16 protein-coding genes are annotated in these 14,719 nt (G+C 66.3%); 4 read left to right on the plus strand and 12 right to left on the minus strand.

Annotation, left to right across the window (positions count from 1 at the left end):
• Positions 1-4: 4 nt before the first annotated feature.
• Genes holA through D2V04_RS16455 form a run of 4 tightly spaced genes read right to left on the minus strand, consistent with a single transcriptional unit; the run spans position 5 to position 4,512 of the window.
• On the minus strand, positions 5-1,033 hold the full coding sequence (holA, locus tag D2V04_RS18030) for a DNA polymerase III subunit delta (RefSeq protein WP_182849797.1): 1,029 nt from the start codon (positions 1,031-1,033) through the stop codon (positions 5-7).
• Positions 1,030-1,521 carry an LPS assembly lipoprotein LptE gene (lptE, locus tag D2V04_RS16445; protein WP_119514776.1) on the minus strand — a complete coding sequence of 164 codons (492 nt, stop codon included), beginning with the start codon at positions 1,519-1,521 and terminating at the stop codon, positions 1,030-1,032. Before lptE ends, holA begins: the two co-directional genes overlap by 4 nt.
• Positions 1,518-4,037 (minus strand): leucine--tRNA ligase, encoded by a 2,520-nt coding sequence (gene leuS, locus D2V04_RS16450; RefSeq protein ID WP_119514777.1) that lies wholly within the window; start codon positions 4,035-4,037, stop codon positions 1,518-1,520. Before leuS ends, lptE begins: the two co-directional genes overlap by 4 nt.
• A gap of 25 nt (positions 4,038-4,062) precedes the next feature.
• Positions 4,063-4,512, minus strand: coding sequence for a DUF3576 domain-containing protein (locus D2V04_RS16455; RefSeq protein WP_119514778.1), 450 nt, complete (start codon positions 4,510-4,512; stop codon positions 4,063-4,065).
• A 344-nt stretch (positions 4,513-4,856) separates the two neighbouring features.
• Between D2V04_RS16455 and D2V04_RS16460 the strand changes: the two genes are divergently transcribed.
• Together D2V04_RS16460 and phbB are read left to right on the plus strand one after the other, a co-directional pair.
• Positions 4,857-5,612 carry a hypothetical protein gene (locus D2V04_RS16460; RefSeq protein WP_228766497.1) on the plus strand — a complete coding sequence of 252 codons (756 nt, stop codon included), beginning with the start codon at positions 4,857-4,859 and terminating at the stop codon, positions 5,610-5,612.
• A 120-nt stretch (positions 5,613-5,732) separates the two neighbouring features.
• Positions 5,733-6,455: an acetoacetyl-CoA reductase gene (phbB, locus tag D2V04_RS16465; RefSeq protein ID WP_119514779.1), complete on the plus strand. Its 723-nt coding sequence runs from the start codon at positions 5,733-5,735 to the stop codon at positions 6,453-6,455.
• Positions 6,456-6,536: 81 nt separating this feature from the next.
• On the opposite strand, the gene D2V04_RS16470 is transcribed toward phbB, so the two are convergent.
• From D2V04_RS16470 to D2V04_RS16485, 4 genes are all read right to left on the minus strand, one after another.
• Positions 6,537-7,310, minus strand: a complete 774-nt coding sequence (locus tag D2V04_RS16470) for a helix-turn-helix domain-containing protein (RefSeq protein ID WP_119514780.1) — start codon at positions 7,308-7,310, stop codon at positions 6,537-6,539.
• Positions 7,311-7,431: 121 nt separating this feature from the next.
• Positions 7,432-7,872: a hypothetical protein gene (locus D2V04_RS16475; protein ID WP_119514781.1), complete on the minus strand. Its 441-nt coding sequence runs from the start codon at positions 7,870-7,872 to the stop codon at positions 7,432-7,434.
• Positions 7,873-7,929: 57 nt separating this feature from the next.
• On the minus strand, positions 7,930-8,361 hold the full coding sequence (locus tag D2V04_RS16480) for a hypothetical protein (RefSeq protein ID WP_119514782.1): 432 nt from the start codon (positions 8,359-8,361) through the stop codon (positions 7,930-7,932).
• Between the two features lie 11 nt (positions 8,362-8,372).
• Complete coding sequence (locus D2V04_RS16485; protein WP_119514783.1) at positions 8,373-9,224, minus strand: TIGR02587 family membrane protein; 852 nt, start codon at positions 9,222-9,224, stop codon at positions 8,373-8,375.
• A 212-nt stretch (positions 9,225-9,436) separates the two neighbouring features.
• Between D2V04_RS16485 and D2V04_RS16490 the strand changes: the two genes are divergently transcribed.
• A complete protein-coding gene (locus D2V04_RS16490) occupies positions 9,437-9,670 on the plus strand; it encodes a ribbon-helix-helix domain-containing protein (RefSeq protein ID WP_119514784.1) in 234 nt (77 codons plus the stop codon).
• Positions 9,671-9,699: 29 nt separating this feature from the next.
• Here D2V04_RS16490 and D2V04_RS16495 read toward each other — a convergent pair whose 3' ends face one another.
• Both D2V04_RS16495 and murA read right to left on the minus strand, forming a co-directional pair.
• A complete protein-coding gene (locus tag D2V04_RS16495; protein ID WP_119514930.1) occupies positions 9,700-9,930 on the minus strand; it encodes a hypothetical protein in 231 nt (76 codons plus the stop codon).
• Between the two features lie 60 nt (positions 9,931-9,990).
• Positions 9,991-11,274 carry a UDP-N-acetylglucosamine 1-carboxyvinyltransferase gene (gene murA, locus D2V04_RS16500; RefSeq protein WP_119514785.1) on the minus strand — a complete coding sequence of 428 codons (1,284 nt, stop codon included), beginning with the start codon at positions 11,272-11,274 and terminating at the stop codon, positions 9,991-9,993.
• A 79-nt stretch (positions 11,275-11,353) separates the two neighbouring features.
• Here murA and D2V04_RS16505 point away from each other — a divergent pair, with 79 nt between their 5' ends.
• Positions 11,354-12,226: a UTP--glucose-1-phosphate uridylyltransferase gene (locus tag D2V04_RS16505; protein ID WP_119514786.1), complete on the plus strand. Its 873-nt coding sequence runs from the start codon at positions 11,354-11,356 to the stop codon at positions 12,224-12,226.
• Here the strand turns inward: D2V04_RS16505 and D2V04_RS16510 are convergent.
• Positions 12,223-13,761, minus strand: a complete 1,539-nt coding sequence (locus tag D2V04_RS16510; protein WP_119514787.1) for an acyl-CoA synthetase — start codon at positions 13,759-13,761, stop codon at positions 12,223-12,225. The genes D2V04_RS16505 and D2V04_RS16510 overlap by 4 nt on opposite strands.
• Before the next feature lie 169 nt (positions 13,762-13,930).
• The gene (locus D2V04_RS16520; RefSeq protein ID WP_407672126.1) at positions 13,931-14,680 is read right to left on the minus strand and encodes a M23 family metallopeptidase; all 750 of its coding nucleotides are present in this window, start codon (positions 14,678-14,680) and stop codon (positions 13,931-13,933) included.
• Positions 14,681-14,719 lie beyond the last annotated feature (39 nt).

The following is a 14,719-nucleotide window of genomic DNA, read 5'->3' on the forward strand; positions in this document are numbered from 1 at the left end:
TGTATCACCGCCGCGCTGCGCGGCGGGCGATCTCGGCCAGGCCCTGCGACAGCAGCAGCTCGGCCGACTGGCTGTTGGCGAGCAGCGCACGGTGGAGCGCGACGAGCTTCGCGACCAGCCGGTCGAGCTCGCGTCCACGCCAGTGCTTGAGCTGGGCGGCAAGATCGCGCTCGTCCTTCCAGAAGATGCGACGGGCGCGCTTTTCCGCATCGAGCGCCGCCGCCACGTTTCCCCGCGGTCCGATCTTCGCGGCGATCTGGGCGAGCTGAGCCGCGCGCCGCTCGATCGCTAGCAGCACGCCGACCGGGTTGAGCGACAATTCACGCAGCCGGTGCAGCTCCGCCGGAATCTTGCGCGTCTCGCCGGCGAGGACGGCATTGACCAAGGGCATGAAGCCATCCTCCTCGGTCGAGGCGCCGATGGCGTCGAGGGCACCGGCATCAGCCGTTTTGGGAGAAGCGGGCGAAGCATCGAGATAGAGCGCGAGCTTGTCGACTTCCGACTGCGCCAACCGCACGTCGAGCCCGGCGGCGCGCGCGATCCGCTCGGCAATGTCGCCGTTGAGGCGCAGACCGGCTGCGTCCGCCATGCCGCGCACGCTGGCGGTGACGGAGGCGAGATCGGGCGGCCAGAACATCGCCACCAGCGCATCGTCGCGCTTCTCCAGCAGTTTCGCGGTGCGCGACTTGTCGGTGGCGGAGGTGGCGACGATCAGCACCGGGCAGGCCTCGCCCGTGCCCAGCAGCAGGTTGCCGATCGCGTCCAGCGCCTCGTCGCCGCTCGCGCGCACGTAGATGTGACGCGCGTCGCCGAACAGCGAGGCCGAGCGGGCCTCGTCGCCGAGCAGAACCGGATCCTTGCGCAGAGATGCGCCCGACATCTCGATGCGTTCGCCCGGGTCGTCGAGCAGTTCGACGATCCTGTCGGCCGCGGCCGAAGCGCCGGCCTCGTCCGGTCCGCAGAAGAAGAACACCCGGCACTGCTGCGCCGCGCGCCGGGCGGCAGCGGCGAAATCGCGCTGGGTCGCCTTCACCGGTCTTCGCGCAGCGTGAGCGAGAGCTGCGTCACGATACGGTCGGCGACCTCGCGCGCGAGATTCTCGAGCGCAGTCTGCTCGGCTGCGATGGTCGCGTATTCGCTGGAGACGACGTCGATCCCTGCGTCCGAACCGGCGGTCGCGTCGAGCAGGATCGAACCGTCGGCGGTGTCGACGAGTTGGTAGCGCGCGCGCAGCGTGCGGCGTTCGCGCCCGATCGTGTCGTCGCTCAGCACGCCGAGCCCTTCGAGCCGATCGTCGAGCCGCACGTCGAGACGGTAGCGCGGGCTCTCCTCGCCCGCCGCACCGAGCCGGTCGCGCAGCGCATTGCGCACCAGCCAACCGGCACGCCCGTCGATCGGGGGTACTTCGACGGCGGCGAGCCCGCGCGCCACCGCGCCGTTTCCGCCGCCCGCGTACATCGGCTGCAGCGAGCAGCCGGACAGCGCGACCAGCGCCGCGGCGAGGGCGGCCGCGCGGATCACGTGACGATGTTCACCAGCCGGTCGGGCACGACGATCACCTTGCGCACGGTTGCTCCATCGATCGAACGCTGGACCTTCTCGCTTGCCAAGGCAAGCGCTTCGAGGTCTTCCTTCGGTGCGCCCTTGGGCGCAGTCAGCGTGTCGCGCAGCTTGCCCATGTGCTGGATGGCGATGGTCACCTCGTCCTCGACCAGCAGCGCCGGATCGACCGGCGGCCAGGGCGCGTTCGCGATCAGGCCGTCCCCGCCGATTGCGGCCCAGCCCTCCTCGGCCAGGTGCGGCATCATCGGGCTGACGAGCAGCAGCGCAGTGCGGATCGCCTCGCTGCGTGTGGCGGAAGGCTGCGCCTTCTCGATCGCGCCGGTCAGCTCGTAGAGCCGCGCGACGGCCTTGTTGAACGACAGCGCCTCGATATCCTCGGCAACCGCGGCAATCGTCTGATGCGTCTTGCGCAAGAGCGCCTTGTCCTCACCGGTCGCTGCCGCATCGAACTGCCCGAACAGGCGCCAGAGGCGCTGGACGAAGCGCCAGCAGCCTTCGATCCCGGCTTCGGACCAAGGCAGGTCCCGTTCGGGCGGACTGTCGGACAGCATGAACCAGCGCACCGCATCGGCACCGTACTTGGCGACGATCTCGTCCGGGTCGACGGTGTTCTTCTTCGACTTGGACATCTTGATGACGCGGCCGATCTCGACCTCGCCGCCATCGTCCTTGAGCAGAGCGCGCTCGGCCTCGCGGCTGATCTCGTCGGGCGCGTAGTAGACCGTCTTGCTGCCTTCCGACCGACTGTAGGTCTCGTGCGTCACCATCCCCTGCGTGAACAGGGAAGCGAACGGCTCGGCGAAATCGAGCTGGCCCATGTGCTGCAGCGCGCGGGTCCAGAAGCGGGCGTAGAGCAGGTGCAGGATCGCATGCTCGATCCCGCCGATGTACTGTTCCACCGGCAGCCACTTGGCGACTTCCTCGCGGTCGAACGGCTTGTTGGCCGGCTGGCTGGCGAAGCGCAGGAAGTACCAGCTCGAATCGACGAAAGTGTCGAGCGTGTCGGTCTCCCGCTCCGCCTTGCCGCCGCACTTGGGACAGTCGACGTGCTTCCAGGTCGGATGACGCAGCAGCGGATTGCCGGGCGTCTTGAAATCGACGTCCTCGGGCAGGACGACGGGGAGCTGATCCTTGGGCACCGGCACCACGCCGCACTCGGCGCAGTGGATGAACGGGATCGGCGTGCCCCAGTAGCGCTGGCGCGATACGCCCCAGTCGCGCAGGCGCCAGACGGTCGTGCCCTGGCCCCAGCCATCCTTCTCGGCGCGCGCGATCACTTCGCGCTTGGCCGCTTCAACCTCCATTCCGTCGAGGAATTGCGAGTTCACCAGCACGCCCTCGCCTGCCTCGGCTTCACCGGCGAACGGCTTGCCGGCGTCCTCCGCGCTGGACGCGACGACCCGCGGGATCGGCAGGCCATACTTGGTCGCGAATTCGAAGTCGCGCTGGTCGTGCCCGGGCACCGCCATGATCGCGCCGGTGCCGTAGTCCATCAGCACGAAGTTCGCGATGTAGACGGGCAGATACTCGCCGGTGAACGGATGGCGCGCGCCGATGCCGGTGTCGAAGCCGAGCTTCTCCGCCGTCTCGAGCTCGGCCGCGGTCGTCCCGCCGCGCTTGCATTGCTCGATGAACTTCGCCGCGTCGCAATTGATCGTCGCCACGCGCTGCGCGACCGGATGGTCGGGCGCAACGGCGACGAAACTGGCGCCGAAGATCGTGTCGGGCCGCGTGGTATAGACGGCCAGGCTTTCACCGTCCGACAGTTCGAACGAGAATTGCAGGCCGCGGCTCCGGCCGATCCAGTTCTCCTGCATCAGCCGAACTTTGTCCGGCCAGTTCTCGAGCTTGCCCAGCCCGTCGAGGAGGTCCTCTGCGAACTGCGTGATCTTGAGGAACCATTGGTTGAGCTTGCGCTTCTCGACCTCGGCGCCGGAACGCCAACCCTTGCCGTCGATCACCTGCTCGTTGGCGAGCACGGTCATGTCGACCGGGTCCCAGTTGACCTCGCTCTCCTTGCGATAGACCAGCCCCGCCTCGTAGAGGTCGAGGAACATCGCCTGTTCGTGGCCGTAATACGCGGCGTCGCAGGTCGCCAGCTCGCGGCTCCAGTCGAGCGCGAAGCCGATGCGCTTCAACTGCGCCTTCATGTTGTCGATATTGGCGTGCGTCCAGCCGTCGGGGTGGACGCCCTTTTCCATCGCCGCATTCTCGGCCGGCATGCCGAAGGCATCCCACCCCATCGGGTGCAGCACCTCGTGCCCGGTCATCCGCTTGTAGCGCGCGAGCACGTCGCCCATCGTGTAGTTGCGCACGTGCCCGATGTGGATGCGGCCCGAGGGATAGGGAAACATCTCGAGCACGTAGCTCTTGGGCTTGGCGGAATTGCTGTCGGCTTCGAAACAGCGCGCTTCTTCCCACGCGCGTTGCCAGCGCCCGTCGGCTTGCGACGGATCGAAACGAGTGTCGGTCATGGAAACCCCGTTAGGGCGAATTGAACTAGGAAACCACCGCCTGGCGGCGCAGGTCGCGAGCCTTGGTGAGGATGATGCCCTCGAGCTTCTGCACCGTTGCCGCCTGGACCGGCGCATCGACCCAGGTTCCGCCCTGCGCAACCTGGCGGCTGGCGGCGACGCGCACGGCGTCGGCGCGCAGGTCCTGGTCGAGGATCGAGACCGTCAGCTTGACACGCTCGCCGGGGTTCTCCGGATTCGTGTACCAGTCGGTCACGATCACCCCGCCCGCGCTGTCGGTCTGGAGCAGCGGCGCGAAGCTCACCGTCTCCAGTGCGGCGCGCCAGAGGTAGGAATTGACGCCGATCGTGGTCACCTGGCTCGCGGCGAGGTCCGAAGCGGGACGGCCGCCGCCGCCGCAGGCCGTGAGGCCGGCGAGCGCCAGTGAGACGAGCAGGCCGCGGGAAACGGTCGAGGTAAGGCGGGTCGCGTTCATGATGATCGGGTCGTATCCTGTCAGTGTGCTCGTTCGCCTCTATAGCCCGCACGGCGCGAGCGGCAAGCACAGCGTGGACTCCATGTTCGGGATGCCGGATTGACCCGGAAGCGTTTGAACCGCGCCTTAATCGCCCGCCAGCATGTGGGCATGGTGCAACACCTGCGGCGAATCACGGACTTCGCCTTGTGGAAAACACTGGCCAAGGCTTTGGATCGATCCTAACTTTCCTTTCGACTCTCCTGCGCCCGAGTCTCACCAGGGGTGAACGACGCGGAAAGTCAGGAACCGTTCAGGCCCGATCGGCTTGGATGGGCGGGGAACAAGGGGAAGGACGCGCTGCAATGTCTGGGTCACGCAAGATGACACACAAGGGTGGGTTTGCCCCCACGCTGCTGTCGGCTGCGTGTCTGGCGCTCGCGATTCCTTCGACTGGCCTGGCGCTCGTCGGGCTCGAAAACGGAGACGCCGCCGCTCCGGTGGCCGGGCAGTTCGCCCCCTTCACTCCCGCATCGGTCGATCCGCAGCTCGCGCGCCGAGTCGCGCAGCAGGTCGCCGCGCATGGCCAGATGCTGCGCTTCACGCCCGCCGGGCCGGCCAAGCCGCTCGACCGTACTGTCACCGTCGCCATCCGTGTCGACGAGGAGACCGCACGCGCGATCTCGTTCCGCTCGACGCTGGCATCGATCGCCGGAGAGCCGGGGACTGGCGCTGCGGCGATTGCCTCCACTCGCTACAATCTCGGCATTGCGCGCGGTTACCAGACGTTCGCCAAGGCTCCGTCGCTGCCCGAGGGCGTGCGCGAGCTGGACGTTCCCGATCTCGCGAGCTTCGAACCCGCCCAGGGTCACAAGGAAGAACCGAGCCGGTTCCAGCCGCGCATCGCGTTCGAGCGTGACCGCAGCGTCGGCCGCGCACCGCGCACCCTCGAAGGATTGGGCGATCAGTCCGTCGATCTCGGCGGTGCCTACCGTGTTACCCGCAATCTGGACGTTACCGCAGGCGTGCGGCTGTCGCAGGACCGCGACCGGCTCGCTCCGCTCACCGACATGGAGCAGGACAGCCAGGCGGTCTACGTCGGCACGCAGTTCCGCTTCTGATCGGCGTTTCCGCCTGAATTCGTCTGCAAAGCCCCGCTTCCGGCGGGGTTTTTCTTTTGTGTCGCGCAGCCTTCGCGTAGACCTTCGGGACACACAAAAATCAGGCGGAGAGACAAGTCCATGGCTCGCGTTGCAATCGTCACCGGCGGAACCCGCGGTATTGGTGAGGCGATCAGCCTCGCGCTCAAGGCACAGGGGCGCACCGTGGTCGCCAACTATGCCGGCAACGACGAGAGGGCGCAGCGCTTCTCCGCCGAGAATGGCATTCCGGTCTACAAGTGGGACGTCGGCGATCACGAGGCATGCCAGGACGGCTGCCGCCGGGTGACCGAAGAGGTTGGCGATGTCGATATCGTCGTCAACAATGCGGGGATCACCCGCGACGGCACACTGCACAAGATGACCTACGACGACTGGAACGAGGTCATGCGGATCAATCTCGGCGGATGCTTCAACATGGCCAAGGCCTGCTTCCCCGGCATGCGCGAACGCGGCTGGGGCCGGATCGTCAACATCGGCTCGATCAACGGGCAAGCCGGGCAATACGGGCAGGTCAACTATGCCGCAGCCAAGAGCGGTATCCACGGCTTCACCAAGGCGCTGGCGCAGGAAGGCGCGCGTTTCGGGGTGACCGTGAACGCGATCGCACCGGGCTATATCGACACCGACATGGTCGCCGCCGTGCCCGAGCCCGTGCTGGAGAAGATCGTCGCCAAGATCCCCGTGGGCCGCCTCGGCCAGGCGGAGGAAATCGCCCGCGGCGTCGCCTTCCTCACCAGCGACGAGGGCGGCTTCGTCACCGGCTCGACGATGAGCATCAACGGCGGCCAGCACATGTATTGAGGTCGCAGACCGGCAGTCTCGTCACGCCGGCGGCTTCATCCGCCTGATGCTGGAACTGCCGGCCCTTCCGACGTGGCGCCGTCAGGAAATCCAGTAGCCGACCACCCGCCATTCCGAACCCTCGCGAGCCAAGGTGAGGGTTTCCGTGACATCGGCCCTGTTGGCGAAGCTGGTACGGAACTTGATCATCTCGTAGCCGTAAGGCGGCGCCGGCACGCCTTCCTGGCTGATCGCGGTCCGCGAAAGCACCTTGCCCAACGGAGGCCGGGCCTGCTCGGAAACCGAAGCCCATTTCTCGCTCGTGTTCAATTCCTTGAAAGCCTGGCCGGTCGCGTTCCAGCTTTCGTCCCAACGCCCTTGGTCGACAAGGGTAAGCCATTGGCGCGCCGCTTCTACGACATCGCCGCCGACTTCCCCGCCGGGAGCGCCGGCCTCGGCTGAGACGGCTTGGCCGTTCCTCGCCGCCGGTTCCCCGACTTGCGACAGGGACGTGAGCGCGAGCGTTGCAAGAATGAGAGACATGAGCATTCCTCCGATGATCCAGAAGCGGTGAGACCTCGCATCGAGACCGTTCGCCGCTGCTCCATCGTGTCCCACGCCGGGGGTGGGTGCGGCTGCCCCCATTTGCTTGCCTGCAAGAAAATCGGACCCTTCACTCTCCTTGGCGAGGAGCATTCGCGCCGCCTCGCGGCTGCTGGAAACCTCCATCTTCCGCCGCGCATGGCGCAGCCGCTCGTTCACCGTGTGAACCGAAATGCCGAGGCGCCGCGCGAGCGATTTCGCATCATAGCCGCGGACGATCAGCCGCAGCGTCTGCTTTTCCTTCTCGGTGAGAGCCCGGTATCCTTCCGACATTCGCTCCCCGCGTTCGCATAACCTGATCGATCACGAAGGCTAGGCTGCGCCCCGGCAGCGGACCACCCCAAAAAAATCGTAGGGATTCGCTCGTCGAGGCGTCAGGCGGCGCCGGGTCGCCCTACGATTCCTCGCGAAAGATCTCTCCCCACATGCTGTAGATGAAGGTGGCGGACCAGGTGAGAACCATGAAACCGCCGAGCGAGAGCAGCATGATCAGCAGCCGAATTGCGCCATGTGCGTTTACCTGCGCGTATCCCAGCGTCACGAACGAACTCCCCGCGACATAGAGGTAATCGGCCGGCGTAGGTTCGGCCGCGGCGCCGAGCGAACCGGTGCCGGGGATCAGGAGCAGCAACCACAGCATCAGTGCGCCGAGTGCGATCTCCGCGAGATGAAGAAGGCCCAGGCTCCAGAAGGTCGCGATGACGCTGAGGTGCGGGTGATCCTGACGTCGGGGCGTACACCAGCCGATCAGACGCAGACCGCTCATGTGAAATGCGCCGAGCACGCCGAGCAGAACGGCGCCGCCGGCAAGAACCAGGATTTGGCTTTCAGTCATCAGTTTGCCCGAGACAATGTCTTCGCGCCGGCACCGGTTCCTCGGGGCACTGGCCGCTCAAGGCTCGGCGAAGCCCAGCGCGCGGACTTCGAGTCGGTGGCGGCGCGGGTCGTCCTCGAAGAACAGCCCGGCGTTCCGCGTCGATTCTCCCGGGACGTAATCCACCGTCGCCGTACTGGTCGCAGTCGTCCCGTCGGACCTGATCAGCTCGCCTTCGATCTCGACGGCCGCCGCGGTGGCCGACGAACGATTGCGCAGCTCGATTTCGACCACGTAACCGGCCCGAACGGGGGTGATCCGGCTGATCATGGCTTCGACCGCCGGCGGGGCGCCGTTGGAACCCGCCAGTCCTTCCCACGTCAGCGCGCCGAGCACCGCCAGAGTCAGCAGGAGCCCGACCCCTGCGGAAATCCACTCGAGCAGCGGAGGCTGCGACGACCGCTTGCGGCCCTGCTTTTCCGATCGCCCTTCGTGTCCGGTCCGTGCCATCGGCTCCCCCTTCAGACCACCAGCCGCGCGATCGCCGCGCCGACTGCCGACGGAAACGCGAGAACCCCCGTGATCGAGGCGATCTGCGTCAGGTCTGCGCCATCCAGCCGTCCGAAAGTCCACAGCACATAGAGGCTGACGAGCAGCGCGATGCCGTACCCTGCAATCGTATAGCTGATTAACAACCGCCAGAAACCGCTCCCTTCCGGCGGCTGTTCCTGCCCGGCGAAGCCGACGCCGTAGACAAAGGCGTGAAGGATCAGAACCGAGAGGAGAACCAAGGCGATGCCGTGCCAGGGCGACATCTTGAAGCCGATGAGGATCATCTCTTCGGTTGGCGCCAGGTTGAAGGCGAGGAACAGCGCCCCTGCCACCATCAGGAACAACTGCCAGCCGTAAGCGCCGCGGCGCTCGGCTACATCGTGCTCGTCGTCCTTCTCCCCGTCCGTCTTGTCTCCCATCTGCCGGCGCGCGATGATCGCTCCGAAGCTGGCCGGGACGCTTTGCACTGCGATCTTGCCGACGATCTCACCCAGCGACATGCCCGGCAACAGGATACCGAAGACGGCGAGGGTCGCGGCGGAGGCGATTACGCCCACCCCGTAAGCTGCCAGCGCGTCCAGCAGATCCTCCTTCACGCTGGCCGTTTCCTCAAAGCCGGAGAAGCGGGAGAGGCCGACCAGGATCGCGAAATTAACAAGCAGGAAGAGAACGAGGCGCGTGCGGTCGAGATAGAAACCGAGGAACCACATCTCCATCGTCATCAAGTTGGGGAGGCCGAAGATGATCGCGCCGCCGAACGCACGGGCGAGACCGATCGCGTACTTCTTGTTGGGGTGCGCGCTCGCCGCCCGGCTAGCCATTCCAACATCCATGGCGGTTATGGAGGATCATGCAGGAACATGAACGGACCGAGCAGGCGAGCGGTTCCTCCCGCTCCTGCGCAGACTCGTGGCATCGTGCGCTTGACAGCTCCATCGAAGGGATCCGGAGCCATCCTTGGCATGCTTATGCCCGGGCCCCCGCAACGTCAGCAAGCGCGCCACGCGGCGTCCGATCTGCTAGAGCTCACATTATGGACGCGCCCTATCATCCGCCGGTCAAGCGCTCGGTCGAGATCGCCGGACACAAGACCTCGATCAGTCTCGAACCGCTGTTCTGGGACATGCTGCGCGCCGCGGCAGAGCGCGAGGCCGTACCGCTCAATGCACTCGTCGCGCGTATCGACGAAGAACGGATCAGGGCCGAGCATCCGCCCGGCTTGGCAGGGGCGATCCGTATCTGGCTGGTGGCGTCTATGCGGTCCTAGGCGGGCAACCGCCCGCCTGTGCAGGCCGCCTAGTAAGTCGCGGGCGGATCGCTTGCCGGGAAGCTCTCGTCGCTCGCCTCGTCGGCCTTGCTCCAGCCGCGCTTGGGCTTGTCGCGCATCGATTCGGGCCCGGCGTCACGCACGTTCGCGTTTCCCTGGTTCCCGGCGAAGGCCGGGCGGTCGTCCCCCTTGTGCTTCTCGTAGTACTTGTACCCGGCGTATCCGAGCGCTCCGAGCGCGGCGAGCTTCAGTAGTGCCATGATCGAACTCCTTTCCTCTCGCCAACGCGGCATCGGGCGGAAAGGTCCGCAGCGGCGAAGCTACTCGTCGCCGATCCGTTCGACTTGCGCGCCGACCAGAGCGAGCTTCTCCTCCAGCCGTTCGTAGCCCCGGTCGAGATGGTAGAGACGCCGCACTTGCGTCTGCCCTTCCGCAGCCAGCCCGGCGATGACGAGACTCATCGAGGCGCGCAGGTCGGTGGCCATGACTTCGGCGCCGGTCAGTCGCTCGACGCCGTGCACGATCGCCGTGCGGCCCGAGGTTTCGATGTTTGCGCCCATGCGATTGAGTTCCGGCACGTGCATGTAGCGGTTCTCAAAGATCGTCTCGGTCAGCACGCTGGTGCCTTCGGCGCGAGTCAGCAAGGCCATGAGCTGCGCCTGCATATCAGTGGCGAGGCCAGGGTAGGGCGCGGTCGAAAGATTGACCGCCTTCAGCCGCCCGTTCGCGCCGATACGCACGCCGTTCGCCTCGCTTTCGGCATGAATGCCGATGTTGCGCAGCGCGTGCAGCGTCGCCTGCATCTCCTCCGCTTTCGCGCCTTCGAGCAGGACTTCACCGCCCGTGATCGCCGCGGCGCAGGCGTAGGAGCCGGCCTCGATCCGGTCGGCCATCACGCGGTAGGTCGCCCCATGGAGCCGCCGGACGCCATGAATCGTCAGGTCGGACGTGCCGATCCCCTCGATCTGCGCGCCCATCGCCACCAGCAGGTTGCACAGATCGACGATCTCCGGCTCCCGCGCGGCATTGAACAGACGCGAGGTGCCGTTGGCGAGGACGGCGGCCATCAGCGCGTTCTCAGTCGCGCCGACCGACACCACCGGGAAGTCGAACTCGCCGCCCGGCAGCCCGCCATCCGGCGCGCGCGCGCGAACGTAGCCCTGCGCGAGCTCGATCTCCGCGCCGAACGCCTCGATCGCCTTGAGGTGCAGGTCGATCGGGCGGTTGCCGATCGCGCACCCACCCGGGAGCGACACGGTCGCCTCGCCCATGCGCGCCAGCATCGGGCCGAGCACGAGGATCGAAGCGCGCATCTTGCGCACCAGTTCGTAGGGGGCGACGGTCGAGGTGATCCGCGGCGCTTCCAGCGTCATCACGCGGCCGAAATCCTCCGGCCGGGTGCCCTGGATCGAGGTCGTGATCCCGAACTGGTTCATCAGGTGCTGGAACCCGTCGATGTCCGCCAGCCGCGGCAGGTTGCGCAGCGTCAGCGGTTCTTCGGTCAGCAGCGCGCAGGGGATGAGGGTAAGCGCGGCGTTCTTCGCGCCCGAGATCGGGATCGTGCCCGCGAGCCGCTTGCCGCCTTCGATGATGATCTTGTCCATGGTCGAGCGTCTAGCGTGAATCGATGCTTCCGCAAGGTACCGGTTGCGCTGATCCCCCGCGCTTCCTACTCCAATCGTCATGAGCGCACGCAAACCGATCCGGAAGGCCGTGTTCCCCGTCGCCGGCCTCGGCACCCGCTTTCTCCCCGCAACCAAGGCGATTCCGAAGGAATTGCTGCCGATCGTCGACCGCCCGCTGATCCAGTACGCGGTGGACGAGGCGCGCGAGGCGGGAATCGAACAGATGATCTTCGTCACCGGGCGCGGCAAGACGGCGATCGTCGAGCATTTCGACACCGCCTTCGAGCTCGAAACCACCATGAGCGAGCGCGGCAAGAGCCTCGACATCCTCGAACCCACGCGCTTCCCGCCCGGCGATATCATTACCGTGCGCCAGCAGGTTCCGCTCGGACTGGGCCATGCGATCTGGTGCGCGCGGGCCATCGTGGGCGACGAACCCTTCGCGATCCTCCTGCCCGACGAGCTTATGGTCGGCAAGCCGGGTTGCATGAAGCAGATGGTCGAAGCTTACGAGGACGTCGGCGGCAACCTCATCAGCGTGCTGGAAATCCCGCGCGAGGAAGTCTCCAGCTACGGCGTGATCGACCCGGGCGAAGAGCGCGGGGCGCTGACCGAAGTGCGCGGTCTCGTCGAGAAACCCCCGGTCAGCGAGGCGCCTTCCAACAAGATCGTGTCGGGGCGTTACATCCTCCAGCCCGAAGTCATGCGCACGCTGGAGGATCAGGAGAAGGGTGCGGGAGGCGAAATCCAGCTCACCGACGCCATGGCACGGATGATCGGCGGACAGCCGTTTCACGCAGTGACCTTCGCCGGCCGCCGCTTCGACTGCGGCAGCAAGACCGGTTTCGTCGAGGCGACGCTCGCGCTCGCGCTCGAACGCGAAGACATGGGTGAGGAAGTCCGCGCGATGGCCAGGCGGCTGCTCGGCTAGGCGTCCTCGCGCGCCCTAGCGGCGTATTCGTCGCGCAGCTCGCGCTTGTAGAGCTTGCCGTTCGCCTCGCGCGGGAGATCGGGCCTGAAGTCGAACTGCTTGGGCATCTTGATCCGGGCGAGCTGAGGCGCGAGGAATTCGCGCAGCTCGGCCTCGAGCGCCTCGCCTGCATCGTCCATATCGCGCGGCTGGATCACTGCGACGACTTTCTCCCCCAGATCGGGATCGGGCACGCCGATGACCGCCGCGTCCATTACCTTGTCGTGCGTGACGAGCAGGTTCTCGATCTCCTGCGGATAGATGTTCACCCCGCCGGATATGATCATGTGGCTCTTGCGATCGGTCAGATAGAGGAAACCGTCGTCGTCCACGTGTCCGATGTCGCCCAGGGTCATCCAGCCTTCGGGGTGCATCGCCTCCGCGGTCTTGGCCGGATCGTTGTGATAGGTCGGGATCGTATCGTTCTCGAAGTAGATCAGGCCGTCTGCGCCCGGCGGCAGCTCCTCGCCCTCGGGCCCGCAGACATGGATCTTGCCATGAAGCGCCGGGCCGACCGAGCCCGGGTGCGCGAGCCAGGCATCGCTGCGGATCAGCGTCATCCCTATTCCTTCCGATCCGGCGTAGTATTCGACCAGGATCGGCCCCCACCACTCGATCATCGCCTGCTTGACCGGGATCGGGCAGGGCGCCGCGGCGTGGATGGCCCGCTGGTGGCTGGACAGATCGTAGCGCGCCCGCACTGCATCATCGAGCTTGAGCATGCGCACGAAGTGAGTCGGCACCCATTGGCTGTCGGTCACCCTGTACTTCTCGATGGCGGCGAGTGCGGCCTCAGGGTCGAACTTCTCCATGATCACCACCGTGCCGCCAAGCCGGTGGACGGTGCAGCACCAGGCGAGCGGCGCTGCGTGATAGAGCGGCGCGGGCGAGAGATAGACCATCTCCCCATCCGCCGGCATGCCCGGCCCCATCACCGCCAGCATGACCAGCGCATTTGTAGCCTGGACGTCGTCGTCCTGCGGCGGCGGCGGACGAATGCCCTTGGGTCGGCCGGTCGTGCCTGAAGAATAGAGCATGTAGAGCCCAGGGTAGGGGTCGGCGATCGGTTCGGCGGGTTGCGCCGCCATCGCCGCTTCGAAGTCGGCGCTCCCCTCCCCATCGAGCACGAACACGGGCAGATCGGGGCATTCGCGGCGAATACCCTCGGTCACATCGGCAAACTGCGGCGAGGTGATCAGCAGCTTGGCGCCGCTGTCTTTCAAAATGTAGGCGATCTCCGGCGCGGTCAGGCGGGTCGAGATCGGGACCAGCATCGTGCCAGCGCGCTGCGATCCCCACACGAGCTGGAGATAGAGCGCGTTGTTCTCCATCAACAGCCCGAATGCGTCGTCGCGCTCCAGACCCTGCGTCCGCAGGAAGTGAGCGAAGCGGTTGGCGGTGCGGTCGAGCTCGGCATAGGTGACCGTCTCGCCCGAGCCCGCCACCACGATCGCGGGCCGGTCGGGGCGTGCTTCGGCGTGGGTGATGGGATGCATCGTCGGTTTCTCTCCACTCACGGCGCCCTGCCGGCGTCTCGTTGTGATTCGAAACCTAGCTGCCCGCACAGTGGCGGCAAGAGAAAAGGCGGCGGGATCGCTCCCGCCGCCTTTCTGTCAGGCATCCTCTCCCATGCCTGCCTCCCGCCCCTCGCACGAGGGGTGAAATCTATTCCTCGCCGCCGCCCATGCCGCCGCGGCCGGTCGCCAGCGCGAAAGCCTGCTGCGCTTCGGTTTCGACCATGTAGGGGATCGGATTGACCGCTTCGCCGTCGATGCGGATTTCGTAGTGAAGGTGCGGACCGGTCGAACGGCCGGTGGAGCCGACGTAACCGATCAGGTCGCCCTTCTTGACATGCTGGCCGTCGGCCACGGCAAGCTTCGACAGATGCGCGAAACGCGTCTGGAGCTTCGCACCATGTTCGATCTGGACGTAGAGACCGTAGCTGCTGAACCAGTCGGCGCGGCCGACAATTCCGTCGGCAGTGGCGTAAACCGGCGTGCCGGTGGCCGCTGCGAGGTCGACACCCTTGTGTGACCGGCGGCCGCCGAGCACCGGATGGGTGCGCATGCCGTAGTCGCTGGTGAGCTGCGCGCCATCGAGCGGCATGCGCGAGGGAACCGAAATACCGGTGCTAGCGACCGGCTGCGCGGCGCGATCACCGTCAAGCGAGCGCCAGCTGGCGAAGAGTTCGCGAAACTGCGCATCCCCGCCGGCCGGCTTTTGCGCTTCTTGTACAGGAGCGGTGATATCGGCCGCAGCTGCGGCACTCGAATTCGCCAGTGCCGGACTTGCGGCGATGGCGAGGAAAGCGGCGCCCGCCGCTGCCGCGGCTTTGGCGATCCGCCGATTGCTGAGAGTTGCGACCAAAACCCCGTCCTCTTTTTTGCGGCCCTTGAGCCACAGCGATCCGTGCACGCCGGGATACCCGACCGGCGTGAATTTTTTATGCGAGAC

Source organism: Pelagerythrobacter aerophilus (assembly GCF_003581645.1).
In the GTDB taxonomy this organism is placed as follows: domain Bacteria; phylum Pseudomonadota; class Alphaproteobacteria; order Sphingomonadales; family Sphingomonadaceae; genus Pelagerythrobacter; species Pelagerythrobacter aerophilus.